The following is a 12,952-nucleotide window of genomic DNA, read 5'->3' on the forward strand; positions in this document are numbered from 1 at the left end:
AAAAATGTGTTAAATTCGGTGGTATAAACGATGAAAAGATGGTATGACGATGGGCAAATCAAGTCCGACAAGCAAAAAGGTACGAGCAGCAGCCAAAAAAAGTAAAATTTAATTAACCTTACTTATAAGGAGGTATGGAATGGAACAGCGACCGGTACGAAAAATTCTTCAAATAGATGGCATGACATGTACAAGCTGTGAAATGAGAATTGAGAATGCTTTGAAAAAGCTTGAAGGAGTATTGGAAGTCAAAGCAATTTTCAGCAGCTCCAATGTTTACATTACCTACGATGCAAATGTTATAGGCCTGGAACAAATTGCTCAAACGATAGAAAGGCTGGATTATGTAGTCAGGAATAAGCCTGGTGCTGCGGCTGTTCCAAGAGCAAACACAAAAAAGGCAGTGGATGATAAAATGACAATCAACCAACTGTTGGGGATTGGTATCATATTGTTTGCTCTCTACATTATTGTTAAAAACACGGTGGGATTTAACTTTGTACCCGAGATTAATCAATCCATGGGATACGGAATACTGTTTTTTGTTGGATCGCTGACTTCACTACATTGTGTCGTCATGTGTGGAGGAATAAATCTGTCTCAATGTGTTTCATATAAGGTTGATAACGGCAACTCCGGCAAGATTTCAAAGTTAAAACCAAGTTTGCTTTATAACAGCGGCAGAGTGGTATCCTATACCATAATCGGAGGCATAGTAGGAGCATTGGGCTCCAGTATAAGCTTTTCCGGGGCTGCCAAGGGGATTGTGGCTATTATATCCGGTGTGTTCATGGTGATCATGGGGTTAAATATGCTCAACATATTCCCATGGCTCAGAAAATTAAACCCCAGAATGCCAAAAATTTTTGGAAACAAAATACACAATAACAACGGCAAATATGGGCCTTTTTATGTGGGATTGCTCAACGGCTTAATGCCGTGCGGCCCGCTTCAGTCAATGCAGATTTATGCTTTGGGTACCGGTGGTTTTACTGCGGGAGCGTTGTCCATGTTTATGTTTAGCGTTGGCACAGTGCCTTTAATGTTCGGATTTGGGGCAGTGAGCTCAATATTAAGCGGGAAATTTACGCACAAGATGATGAAAGTAAGTGCTGTGCTGGTAATCGTACTTGGAGTGGTCATGACCAATAGAGGTCTGGCATTGTCAGGCTTTTCACTCCCTTCCGTGCCGTTTGATGTAAGCAGCACCCGAGGCAGCAACGTAGCAACAATACAGGATGGTGTTCAAATAGTTACCACAAAGCTGTCCTCAGGCAGTTATGAACCAATAATAGTGCAAAAGGGTATACCTGTAAGGTGGACTATACGAGCTCAGAAAGGCGATATAAACGGCTGTAACAATGAGATTGTAATACCGAAGTTTAACAAAAGCAAAAAGTTGGAGGTGGGAGACAATATCATAGAGTTCACTCCCACACAAACCGGTACCTTCGCGTACAGCTGCTGGATGGGCATGATCAGGAGCAAAATCACTGTGGTTGATGATATCAATAATGCTGATGCATCCGGCTCTGATGGAGGTGTTCAGAAGTCAGATTACAAAATACCTACTGACAAAATTGCCGTTGCCAAAATAGAGGACGGAATGCATTATGTTGAAATAGATATGGAAGAAAACAGGTTTTCTCCGGCAGTAGTGGTAATGCAGAGAGGAACGGAAACAATATGGAATATTAAAGGTGTTAAAATCAACGACAGTAACAGTACCCTCATATTCCCCAAGTATAATGCCCGAATGAATATGCAGGAAGGAGACAACAAAATCAGTTTGATTCCTCAGAGTGACTTTGATTTTTCTACAGCTGATAACGCATTTTATGGCTATGTAAAAGTTGTTGACGATATTACCAAAATCGATATTGATGCGATAAAAAATGAAGTAAATCAATACGTTCCGACCATACAAGAAATTATAGATACCAGCGGATTACCTTCGTGTCACTAAAGGGCATACAACACTCACTTTTAGAAAGGCGGTAATTTTATGAATAAAGAAACTATAAAATAAGCGGCATGACTTGTGCCGCATGCGCAAAGCGGATCGAAAAGGCAGTCGGTAAGCTGGATGGCTAACGGCTAATTCAATCAATTGAAACATATGCAAATTTTGTGTTGTTATTGCTTCATTCCAGCAGGTATATATGTAGATTTTATGAAGAAAGGTACGAATGAAGAGGAGCGATTGAGCGAATTAGGTCAAAAGCTTTGCTGGAGAATATTGAATTTCTTAATGAAACATTAATATTCCTTATATGATGAAACATTAATATTCCTTATATGAAATTTTCACATTTACATTATAGTGTGCAATATTAACGATGCAGTTAAATTTATGATTCTTGATTAGATATAACAAGTATTGCAATCAAGTCCAGCGTAACACCATTGGTCATGCATAACAGTGTTCGATACTTATGTACACTATATTTACAAAATATTACATAGGAGATATAATAACCTCAAAGAGGAGGTTGATTTCATGAAAAATTCCGTAATTGCAGGCGATTATGCTGGTAAAGGTGTTATATATACAGCTGGACAAGTGCTTATTGCAGTATCATTGTTAAATTCAGTTAAGCTAAATAAGGATACAGTAGATTCATATGAACTTATCACAGAAGAGCATAGAAAGAGTGCAGCAAGTGGTATTGCGAGAGGATTAGTGGGTGGTGCATTGCTTGGACCGGTTGGCCTATTAGCCGGTGGACTTAGTGCTAAAAACAAAGGAACTTATCAAGTAGCAATACAGTTTAAAGATGGCAAAAGGAGTTTATTAGAGATTGACGATAAAATTTATAAAGGATTAATAAAAGCATTATTCTAAAAGTCAGCACTTACTTCGGTAGGTGCTTTTGTTTTCTGTCCCTACTACTGCCCAAAAACTTATTGCTTTACTTCTGATTTATGAACATTTACACTTATTTACAATGATATAATTAAGATATTTGAAGAAAATTATGCGTAATTTTAGCAGTTATTCTGAAGGATAAAATATGTGAAAATTGAAGCCTGGAATAGGGTTTAAGGGCGTTTTTATGATGCCCGAAGAGTGAATAGATAGGGAAACTTTGAAAATCGGATGAAGCTCTACTGCAACTAATATAATCAATTCTACGGCCCTTGTTATATTAGATTTTACATGGTATAATTTAACTGTTTAGGAAGGCTTGAAATGTTTGTGTCAGGTGTTATGAAGTCTAATAAAATGATATGCTCCGTACAAATGGATAACGACGAGACGTTGTGCGGAGCCTAATCAGGAAGTTTTGACTTCTGAGGTTCGTCGGTAATATGGCTCTTTAAGTGTAGTTATTACTATGCTTTTGTTATTGTTGCCATTTTTACCGACATTGAAAAGATTAAGTATATATAGGCCACGGACGTTTCGTCTGTGGCTTTGTTGTTTGTATGGGGCGTTCATCCATACAAAAGCGACAAGGCCGAATTTATAAATAAATTATGCCTTGTCGCTATTTTTTTGGAGGAATATCAGTAAGTAAACTCCCCAATTAACAATGTTACAAAAACATAAACTATATTATTTTAAGGAGGATTTATTTATGACAGACAATATTGGAAACTACGCACATCACGCTGCAATTTGGGACTGGGGCGGATATGACCGCACTGAAGAACACGAATATTGGTGCCGCTATGCGGCACAATATGGCAAAAATGTCTTAATTCCCTTCTGTGCTATTGGCGAAACCGGTGCATACATGGCACGTAAAGGATTCACAGTCACAGCGTTCGACATTACGCCTGAAATGATTATGGAGGGCAAAAAGCGGTTTGGTGATGTACCTGGCTTGCAGTTCTTTGTGGGAGATGTGAGAGCTTTCTGCTTCGATATTCCACCTGCTGATTTCTGCTTTGCCACTGACTTTGGGCATATTCACACAATTGATGAGGTGAAAAAGGCGCTTTTGTGCATCCACCGTCATTTGCGGGAGGGTGGCGTTTTAGTAATCGAAACAGCCTTGCCTCCGAAAGAATCATATTACGCTCCTCCGAAGGCCTTTTATCCCAAAGAGCAGGTTTATCCGGACAAAAAGGTTTGGAAGACCGGGGATACGTTCGATGATGAAAAAACAGGACGCTGCTATATTTCTCAGACCGTCTATATTGAGTATGGTAATGGTAAAGCGGAGCAGTTCGACCATTCTTTTTACTTGCAATGCTATCCTAGAGATACTTGGCTGTCCACGCTTGCGGAATGCGGTTTTGAAATCCTGCACGAATACCGTAATCGGGAAAAAGAGCCGTGGCATGAAAACGACGGATTATGGATTGTAGAAGCGGCAAAGAAAAAGATATAGCCTATAGCGGCTAACGAAGGGAGGCAATGAAAATGAGTAATTTTGATATGTCTTATCTGGGTGTTATGGTGGACATGGCCGGCTGCCCGAACCGCTGCCGTCATTGTTGGCTAGGTTCGCACAGGAATGGTAATATAACCATCGATGAATTTAAAAATATAGCTGCTCAGTTCAGAAACTGGCATGATGAGGAAGGACGCGGCATTGCGGAAATGAGCTTTTTTTCGTGGTGGAGAGAGCCGGATTACCGGGATGATTATCGGGAGTTATGGCTGCTTGAACAGGAGCTGTCCTCACCGGGAAAGGCAGAACGGTTTGAACTTTTGTCAACCTGGCGTCTTGCGCGGGATGAAAGCTATGCGAAATGGGCGGCGGAGCTAGGGACCAAAGCCTGCCAGATCACGTTTTTTGGCATGGAAGAAAACACAAACTGGGGCATGTGTCGTAAAGGTGCTTTCCGCGATCAGATAATTGCGACGGAAAGGTGCCTTGCTGTTGGTATAGCTCCGCGCTGGCAATTGTTCATCACGAAGCGGTGCTTGAATGAACTGGATGATTTTCTAAAAATGATATATGACCTCAAACTGTTTGAACGTTGTGAGGAAATAGGGAAAAAGTTTGAGGTGTTTATTGGTGGAATATCACCTGAGGGTAACGGATATGGAATTGAGGATCTTCGTCCCGAGGAGGATGACCTATGCTTGATTCCTGATGAACTGATTTCGATTACCCGTGAAGGCACAGATTTGCTGGGACAGCCGGAGTATAGGGTGCTTGAGGAAATCATGGAGTGTAACACTCCGCCGAATATAAGTGCAAATATGCCTTGCCTGGCTGTCAATGCGGATTACGATGTTTATCCCAATATAGCGGAACCTGCTGAGTGGTGGAAGCTGGGCAACTTAAAAACTGACGGCATTCAGGAAATCATGAGGAACTACCGTGATGGGAGAACGCCGGGCATGAGAATAAATGGCACAATTCCAGTAAGCGAGCTTGCAAAAAAATACGGCGACTTGAAAAGTAAAAAGCTTTATACCAAAGGAGATCTTTTTACACGCTTTATACATCAATGGGGAATGGAACATATAAAGGGAGGACGATAAAATGGAAGAAAATAAAATTATACGTACGGCAAAAGAGGAATGGGATGCTTGTTCCGATGAGTATTTCGCTGAAAACGCTTCCGTGGAAATCATCAGGTGCATCATCGAAGACTCGTCCCGGGCATTTCCTGCTCCGGTTTGGGATATGATACGAAGCTCATACCCGAATCTTAGATGTAAAAATGTGCTTGTGCCGTCCAGCGGTGATAATGCTGCCGTATTTGCGTTCCACTTGCTGGGGGCTGCCGTCACATCTTATCTCAGAGTCTCTATCTATAAATGGAGAACTAAAGAAGAGATAGAAGCAGAAATTGAGCTGCTGAATTATTTAAGCAGTGTGGTATTTCTATTGCAGCACCGGTGCAAGACAATGATGGTGAGTACATACAAGAGATTAATGCACCGGAAGGCATCAGATATGCTGTTTTATTCACCGAAGCAAAAGGAGAAAAGAATGACAATCCCAATGAGAAGCAAAACCATTCGCTTGGTTGCATGGTAGTTAGAATTCATGATTTAACAGACAAAATCACTTTGAGCCATAATCGGTTTGAGATAGATTTAAAGCACCTAATAGATGATCCTCTTGAGATTGTAAAACCTTATATGTCCCATCGGCTGAAGGATTTTAATTATCTTGAGGATACAGGGCATCAATTAAAGCTTTTTGTAAATGAAACATTATCAAAAAGCAAGCTGGAGTATGGCATCTCCCATGGAGATATTCATCACGGCAATGTTCATTTTGGAAATGACGGAAGCATAACACTCTTTGATTTTGACTGCTTTGGATATGGATGGAGGGCGTATGACATTGCCGTTTACTTATGGCATCAGCAACTAAACCGGCCTGCTTCTGATAAAGACGACCCAAAACAAAAGCAATGGGAGGATTTTTTGAACGGCTATAGCTCTATGAGGCAGATAAATCCTAATGAGTTAAAGGCGATTAATGCATTTGTTGCAATCAGGGATATTTGGTTGATGGGAATGCATTTCTGGAGCCTTGAGCGGAATAGAGGGTGTGATTGGCTCAGCGACGGATATTTTGACTTCCATATGGATTTTATAAAGAAATGGGTTCAAGACCACATATTATTATAAAGCCTGGAAATTGTGATGCTGGTTTTCATGAAAGGTAACTGTACCTGAGCCTTATTTCAGGTATTAAACCCTATTTAAACTATATAAAATCGGTTTGAATTCAGCTAATTGAAATGGATGATTGTTGTTCCGAAAGGATTCAAAGCACATGACAATCAACACATCCATTATTAGCTGAATTCATTCCTAAACTGTAATAGTCGAATATATTTCAATGAAATGATTAATGCAAAACCCAAAAGCAAGGACACTATCGAATCTTATGGAAAGTCCCGCTTGTAATCTTAAATATAGTATAAAGATATGGGATAGATTGTTTAATTCATTTTCTATCCCTATATTTTTGTGCCATAATTTGTTAAAATATATAAACAAAGCAAGTGATATGATATGTTTAAACCAAGAAAGAATTGAGATGAAAATGGGAATGCCCAAGAAGCGTTATTAGAAAATAACAAAAGGAGGTAAGGATGAAAAATAATTTTAAGGCATTATTATTACATTTGATTATTGTAATCTTATCATTTATTTTCTTAATTATCTTTGTTGCGACAGGACCTGTAATTGCTAAGTATGCTAGTAATATCATAAGTAGAATAATTATTGGGGTGCCATTTCTATTAGTTTATATTTTTTCTGGCACATTATTAGACAGAAACATCAGCAAAAAATTTGATTTTCTTGCAGGTTCCTTTATTGGGGTTATTGGTATTGCTTTATGGTTTTTTGCATTTTTGAAAACTAAAGTGAATTTATTTGAGATAATACCAGAGGAGCTAATTGATCACTGGGTATTGGTGAATATTTATTATACGCCATTTCTTTTATCAAAACTTTCTTTTGGATTACCTAATATTCCAGTATTGTCACTAATTATAAACTTGCTTCCAACACTACTTATGGGGCTTGGGTTAAAATATAAAAGGTTGAAATATAAAATTGATTAATTATAATTACGCATTGTTTATATTATGTGCAATAAAAGCAATAATCAAAATACAATAAAGTAATAAGATGTTATATATTATACATTATTATACTTAGATAATATGTCCCTTTTTCATCGAATAAAAATGCAATTGTAGAAACCTGTTTTAGCACAATACATCGGACTGCATATATGTAATGTGACAAAAGCAGTTCATATTATAACTGACACGGTGGACAGGACCTTAAACATGAAAAGCGATGGTCAGAAATTTTCAATTTTGTATGATAAGGCTATGAAATATGACAAACTTACAGGCAATGAGACTGTTTGACCCTTGTGATAAACTTTATGTAATCAACTGGGAAAGGCTGATGAAAATTGATAGATTTATCCTCTTTGGATATTATATCTTCATACTTGACCAATAAAAACAGCAAAGGTATTGCGGATTACCATCCGCAGCACCTTTGCCGTTGTATATTGTTATAGCCAAAGCTGATTTGACGGCTAATGGCAAATTTATTGAAAATAAAGTTCAATGCTAAGTTAATTTACTAGCACGACCCTTTTTGTCCACAAAGCGCAACCAATAATGAAAATGTCATTCTTATTTTCGTGTTAACGCACCATCTCATTTATCCTTTACTTCTATAGTAACTTTGGGTTTTCCAGCTTTAGCCGCAGTAGTCGTAGTAAATGTCGGAAGAACCACGTTGATATTTAATACTGGTATAAATATAGGTGTATTGCCTTCTGTATCGGACAATACCATAATTCCGTATTCATTCTTGTAAAGCATTCCTGTTGCATGTATATTGGATCCTAAATACATGTCCATCTCTGTTGAAACAGGGAAGTATTCGTAATAAGCGGTCAACAGGTTTGTGTCAAAGCCTGGAGCAAGCTTCGGTGGGGTAAGGTACGTGATAGAAGGATTATAAACGGTACCGTTACCCAGGTAAATTGCCGTTATGGCATGTAAAGGTATAACTTCTTTCTGGCCGGCATCATCCAGAATGAATAAGGAACCAAAGGTTCCCGATGACGATTTAAACAGCGCATAGGGAGTGCCGGTAACAGAGGAAGCTGTTAACCCCCGCGTAAATACCGTAAATACATTTGTGGGGTATAGGGCAATGAGCTGCTCAATGACATGAGCCAGTTGGGCATAGCTGAAATTAGACCCGGTGGTGTCAGCGGGAGCTTCGGAATAGGTCAGGGTCAGCTTGGGGAAATAGGGTTCGTAAACAATTTTGTTGCTGGCAAATTGGACAATCGTTGTACCATCATTATTAGTAAGAGCTATCCCGTGGTTTGGGCTCATTCCACTCAGCCATTCATTAACCAGCGAGGTCACATCAATTTCAACAGCCTTATACAAGTCCTCTGTTGTGATTAAGATTTGAGAGGACGTAGGAGTAAAGGAAGGCAGCGTATTATAGGTTACTGTCGCTGCAGTAAACGGGCTTGTTACTTTATTTACAACAACAGGACTTGGAATATCCCCACTTTTTGCGATAACAGTTAGCTGAAGTATGGCGCTATCTACTGCTGTTACCGGCAATGTGGGCAATTCAACTTCCATAAGGCTGATGCAATTCAGAAAATTCGGGTCTGTGCCGGTATAAAGCAGAGGATAAAAAGAATTATTGTTATCCGGCATTGCAGATGAAACAAATGTGGTGTTCGGTAAATTTATTGTAACAGATGGCATGAATCATTCCTTCTTTCCTGAAAAGTAGTAGTATACATAATCATAATATGCCAGCTCTGTTTTTTTGTTATTGCATAAAAGCAAAAATGGGGACATTTCTCCACTTTCTCCAAAAATAGTACTCCCAAAGGGACATGAAATATGAAACATCCGGTAGAGAATTTAGCGAATAAGGGTTACAGCGATAATAAATGGCATAATGGATAAAAAATGCCCGATGAGGTTGACAATTGAATGAAAAAATGGCTTAATCCAATATAACGGTCAAAACCAATAAAGCGGATTATTTGTCATGCTCAAAATTATCAAAGGTATTTCTGGCTTTCAAACTTTTAATCAATAAATGCATTATTTTGTAGATGAAACGGGGATCACGTGTAAAAAGGGAGCTGTCCAAAAAATTTATCATATTTTGAGACAGCCCCTTTAGCGCATCTTAATGAACTTTAATCCGGTAGATCCTAATTTGCTTTTAGCAACATAAAGCTGAACGAACAACGGCTGCCGAAAACCTGGAAACAGGCTTAAAATTAAGATTTTTTACCAATCTCCGCCTCTATTTTCGCAAGCTCCTCCTTCGGCCATTCCAAATAATGAGGATCATGATGTTTTTCGAGCATATTAATTATTCTTTTCCATTCTGAAGCGGCTTCTTCCAATCTGCCTAATTCCTTAAACATGAAAGCTCTGCTAAACCATCCTCCCATGTTAAATTGATCTGTAACAGCTTTATCCCAGTAGTCGAGCGCTTTTTCGTTTTCCCCAAGCCTTGCACAAACTTCGCCGTAAACCTCATAAAAGTTGGCTTTACTATAGGGACTAATGCCATTATCGGATATGATTTTTTCGGCAGCTTCCATAACCTTCCTTGCCTCCTGAACCTGATCCGCATTCAGGTATGCCAATGCCAGAAATACATACTCATCAGTATCATCAGGATATTGGAGTATCCTTTTTTTATAGAGCTCAATCGAATACTTATTTTTTCCTAATGAATTCCGTAAGCTCAATAATTGATTGTCAATTCTGAAATAGTCAGCGTCATTTTTTTTCTTATGCTTGAATAATGCGCTTTCATAGATTTTTTCTGCTTTTAGTAAATAAGACCGCCCTAAGCATTCATATAGATATCCATATTTATGGATATAATTTATATTATCTGGGTTTTCTTCAATTAGTTTTGAGTATTCCCTTTCCAAGGTATCAAACAACTCAGTTTCGCCAGTCTCATATCTGGCAAATAATGACTCAAGCTCTTTAATATCCATTCTTTACGCCACCCTTCTTGCTGCAGGTATCTCATTTACCTGTTCATAAATTAACTTACCACAGCGTGACGGTACACCTTTTAGCTCATCCAGCAACTGCTCTGCAATGAGTCTGGCGGCTGACTTTTTGATTCTTTCCCAAATATCTGGCACAGAATCATGAAATTTATCTTTAATAATATTACAGCTTCTATTCAGGTCATCCATCTAGTGCACCTCCAATCATCTCAGTTAGTTGCTTTATAGCTTTCCTGTATCGCCGTCTCACAGTGCCTTCGGGTATTGAAAGAATTTGAGCAATCTCTTTGTGCTTGTAACCGCAAACGGCATATAAAACTGCAATCTGCGAATCCAGATCAGAAAGCTTTTTCAAAGCGTTTTCAAGCGCAACATGCTCTATTACATTTTCAGGGGTATCACATGGTTTTAATGAAGCGTTTTGTGCTTGATCTTCTTCAAACGGTAAAATAGTTCTGGCTTTTCTGAAATAGTCATAAACCATGTTTTTAAGCATGTTCCGGCTTGATAGGTCGAGGCCTTTTCAAAGATTCTCATATAAGTGTCATGCATCAAGTCCTCTGCAGTATGCCGGCATTTTACTATAGAGAAGATGAATGCATAAACGTTCTTATATGTACGATTATAAAGTTGCTCTAATGCAGCTATTTTACCGTCTGCAATCGAAGTTATTATTTCGTCATCACTCATTCTTTCACCCCTTCACCAATATAACGTATAAAAAGGCAGTTTTGTTCACCAATTTTAAAAATGTAAGTATAAATAAAATCCAATTGATAAAAATAATATTTTTTCTTGAAAATATAGATAAAATATTTTATCATGATAGTTACAACTTAATAATGAGACTGAATCATAAGTGAGGAGTGAATTTATGCTTACAAAAAAACTGGCTAAAGTATTACTTCTTATCACTGTATTCACTGTTGCACTCTACGGATGTAGTGGCAACAAGGAGGATACAAATAAGAGTAAAACTCCCGCGAATGAGGATTCGTCCATGACTGAACCTACGGAAACGGCAAAATCAGAGCCGACCTATGGGGGTTCAATCACAGTAGGAATAACCCAGGATTTGGATGGTCTTGACCCACACAAAGCATTATCGGCAGGAACCAAAGAGGTTTTATTCAACATTTTTGAAGGCTTAGTAAAGCTTGACAAGGATGGAAATTTAGTTCCGGCTGTGGCAGAAAGCTATCATATTTCTGAAGATGGAATGACTTATACCTTTACCCTGCGAGAGGGTGTGAAATTTCATGATGGCAGTCCTGTTACAGCTGATGATGTTGTATATTCTATAAAAAGAAGCGCCGGTATGCTTGAACCGAAAGATCCAACGGTTATAGTAGAATCGGCGCTTTCTGTTATTTCTGATGTGGTTGCGACCAGTGAAAGGACGATCGAAATTCGCTTGAAGCAGGTGGAGACCGAACTGCTTCCATATTTAACATGTTCTATCGTGCCAAAGGATTATGAAGAGTTGGATACTAAGCCTATAGGTACGGGGCCCTTTAGGTTTGTATCCTATACACCGCTGCAGAGCATTGTCCTGGAAAAGAATGACCAGTATTATATTGAAGGGGTGCCTTATCTTGATAAAGTTACCTTCAAGATATCATCCAATACGGATGCTGCATTTATGGAGCTTCAGGCAGGAAACATTGATATTCTTCCATATATTACTGACGCCCAGGCTTCCCAGCTTCCGAAAGGGTATCATATGGAATCGGGACCGATGAATCTGATTCAGGGGCTATTTATTAATAACAAGGTTGCACCTTTTGACAATAAACTGGTCAGACAGGCCCTGTGCTATGCAGTAGACCGGCAGGCTGTAATTGATATGGTTGCCGGGGGGCGGGGCAATGTAATTGGTACCAATATGTACCCCGGATTTAAGAAGTATTATGACGAAAGCCTTGTGAATACCTACCCGTATGACCCTGAAAAGGCCAAGGAGCTGCTAAAAGAAGCAGGATATCCCAAGGGTTTTAAGTTTACGATTATGGTTCCATCAAATTATCAGTATCATATTGATACCGCCCAGGTCATTGTGGAACAGTTAAAACAGGTTGGTATTACAGCCCAGATTCAGCTGATTGAATGGTCAAGCTGGAAGTCCGATGTGTATAAAGGCCGCAAATATGAGACAACCCTTGTGGGTCTTGCTGCCGAACTGGCACCAAGGAAGGCTTTGGAACGGTTCCGCTCGGATGCGGAGAATAACTTCATGAACTATATCAACCCGGAATTTGATGCCCTTTACAAACAAGGGGAAACGGAAACGGTAGAAGAAAAAAAGATACAGTTGTATAAGCAAATGGAAGCTATGCTTACCAATGATGCTGTTGCAGTGTATATTCAGGATCCACACCAGATGACTGCAGTGAGCGATAAATTGGGCGGGTATACCTATTATCCGATTTATGTTCAGGACATGTCATTGGTCTATTATAAAAAATGATCGC

General features: G+C 39.0%; 15 protein-coding genes. 10 read left to right on the forward strand and 5 right to left on the reverse strand.

Annotation, left to right across the window (positions count from 1 at the left end; translation table 11 throughout):
* Nucleotides 1–139 precede the first annotated feature (139 nt).
* The 9 genes from CDO33_RS01790 (at nucleotide 140) to CDO33_RS21390 (ending at nucleotide 7,812) form a co-directional block, all read left to right on the forward strand.
* Nucleotides 140–1,966, forward strand: a complete 1,827-nt coding sequence (locus tag CDO33_RS01790; protein WP_103081412.1) for an urease accessory protein UreH domain-containing protein — start codon at nucleotides 140–142, stop codon at nucleotides 1,964–1,966.
* A 59-nt stretch (nucleotides 1,967–2,025) separates the two neighbouring features.
* Nucleotides 2,026–2,094: a cation transporter gene (locus tag CDO33_RS21645; protein ID WP_422678799.1), complete on the forward strand. Its 69-nt coding sequence runs from the start codon at nucleotides 2,026–2,028 to the stop codon at nucleotides 2,092–2,094.
* A 406-nt stretch (nucleotides 2,095–2,500) separates the two neighbouring features.
* Complete coding sequence (locus CDO33_RS01800) at nucleotides 2,501–2,845, forward strand: hypothetical protein (RefSeq protein ID WP_103081413.1); 345 nt, start codon at nucleotides 2,501–2,503, stop codon at nucleotides 2,843–2,845.
* A 736-nt stretch (nucleotides 2,846–3,581) separates the two neighbouring features.
* Nucleotides 3,582–4,340, forward strand: coding sequence for a class I SAM-dependent methyltransferase (locus CDO33_RS01805; protein WP_161496498.1), 759 nt, complete (start codon nucleotides 3,582–3,584; stop codon nucleotides 4,338–4,340).
* A 32-nt stretch (nucleotides 4,341–4,372) separates the two neighbouring features.
* Nucleotides 4,373–5,446, forward strand: a complete 1,074-nt coding sequence (locus CDO33_RS01810; protein WP_103081415.1) for a radical SAM family protein — start codon at nucleotides 4,373–4,375, stop codon at nucleotides 5,444–5,446.
* 1 nt (nucleotide 5,447) lies between these two features.
* Nucleotides 5,448–5,948, forward strand: coding sequence for a hypothetical protein (locus tag CDO33_RS21170; protein WP_242973889.1), 501 nt, complete (start codon nucleotides 5,448–5,450; stop codon nucleotides 5,946–5,948).
* Nucleotides 5,831–6,550, forward strand: a complete 720-nt coding sequence (locus CDO33_RS01820; RefSeq protein ID WP_338053259.1) for a phosphotransferase — start codon at nucleotides 5,831–5,833, stop codon at nucleotides 6,548–6,550. The genes CDO33_RS21170 and CDO33_RS01820 overlap by 118 nt, the downstream gene beginning before the upstream one ends.
* Nucleotides 6,551–7,020: 470 nt before the next feature.
* Nucleotides 7,021–7,497: a hypothetical protein gene (locus CDO33_RS01825; protein ID WP_103081417.1), complete on the forward strand. Its 477-nt coding sequence runs from the start codon at nucleotides 7,021–7,023 to the stop codon at nucleotides 7,495–7,497.
* A gap of 180 nt (nucleotides 7,498–7,677) precedes the next feature.
* Complete coding sequence (locus tag CDO33_RS21390; protein ID WP_274540220.1) at nucleotides 7,678–7,812, forward strand: hypothetical protein; 135 nt, start codon at nucleotides 7,678–7,680, stop codon at nucleotides 7,810–7,812.
* Nucleotides 7,813–8,112: 300 nt separating this feature from the next.
* On the opposite strand, the gene CDO33_RS01830 is transcribed toward CDO33_RS21390, so the two are convergent.
* The 5 genes from CDO33_RS01830 to CDO33_RS21650 all read right to left on the reverse strand — a co-directional run bounded on the left by CDO33_RS01830 (nucleotide 8,113) and on the right by CDO33_RS21650 (nucleotide 11,171).
* Nucleotides 8,113–9,195 (reverse strand): DNRLRE domain-containing protein, encoded by a 1,083-nt coding sequence (locus CDO33_RS01830; RefSeq protein ID WP_103081418.1) that lies wholly within the window; start codon nucleotides 9,193–9,195, stop codon nucleotides 8,113–8,115.
* A gap of 530 nt (nucleotides 9,196–9,725) precedes the next feature.
* Nucleotides 9,726–10,463 (reverse strand): tetratricopeptide repeat protein, encoded by a 738-nt coding sequence (locus CDO33_RS01835; protein ID WP_103081419.1) that lies wholly within the window; start codon nucleotides 10,461–10,463, stop codon nucleotides 9,726–9,728.
* Nucleotides 10,464–10,466: 3 nt separating this feature from the next.
* Nucleotides 10,467–10,670 carry a hypothetical protein gene (locus tag CDO33_RS01840; RefSeq protein ID WP_103081420.1) on the reverse strand — a complete coding sequence of 68 codons (204 nt, stop codon included), beginning with the start codon at nucleotides 10,668–10,670 and terminating at the stop codon, nucleotides 10,467–10,469.
* The gene (locus CDO33_RS01845) at nucleotides 10,663–10,977 is read right to left on the reverse strand and encodes an RNA polymerase sigma factor (protein WP_103081421.1); all 315 of its coding nucleotides are present in this window, start codon (nucleotides 10,975–10,977) and stop codon (nucleotides 10,663–10,665) included. The genes CDO33_RS01840 and CDO33_RS01845 overlap by 8 nt, the downstream gene beginning before the upstream one ends.
* Nucleotides 10,890–11,171, reverse strand: a complete 282-nt coding sequence (locus CDO33_RS21650) for an RNA polymerase sigma factor (RefSeq protein ID WP_103081422.1) — start codon at nucleotides 11,169–11,171, stop codon at nucleotides 10,890–10,892. The genes CDO33_RS01845 and CDO33_RS21650 overlap by 88 nt, the downstream gene beginning before the upstream one ends.
* 184 nt (nucleotides 11,172–11,355) lie before the next feature.
* Between CDO33_RS21650 and CDO33_RS01855 the strand changes: the two genes are divergently transcribed.
* Nucleotides 11,356–12,948 (forward strand): ABC transporter substrate-binding protein, encoded by a 1,593-nt coding sequence (locus CDO33_RS01855; RefSeq protein WP_103081423.1) that lies wholly within the window; start codon nucleotides 11,356–11,358, stop codon nucleotides 12,946–12,948.
* Nucleotides 12,949–12,952 lie beyond the last annotated feature (4 nt).

The organism is Clostridium thermosuccinogenes, assembly GCF_002896855.1.
In the GTDB taxonomy this organism is placed as follows: domain Bacteria; phylum Bacillota; class Clostridia; order Acetivibrionales; family DSM-5807; genus Pseudoclostridium; species Pseudoclostridium thermosuccinogenes.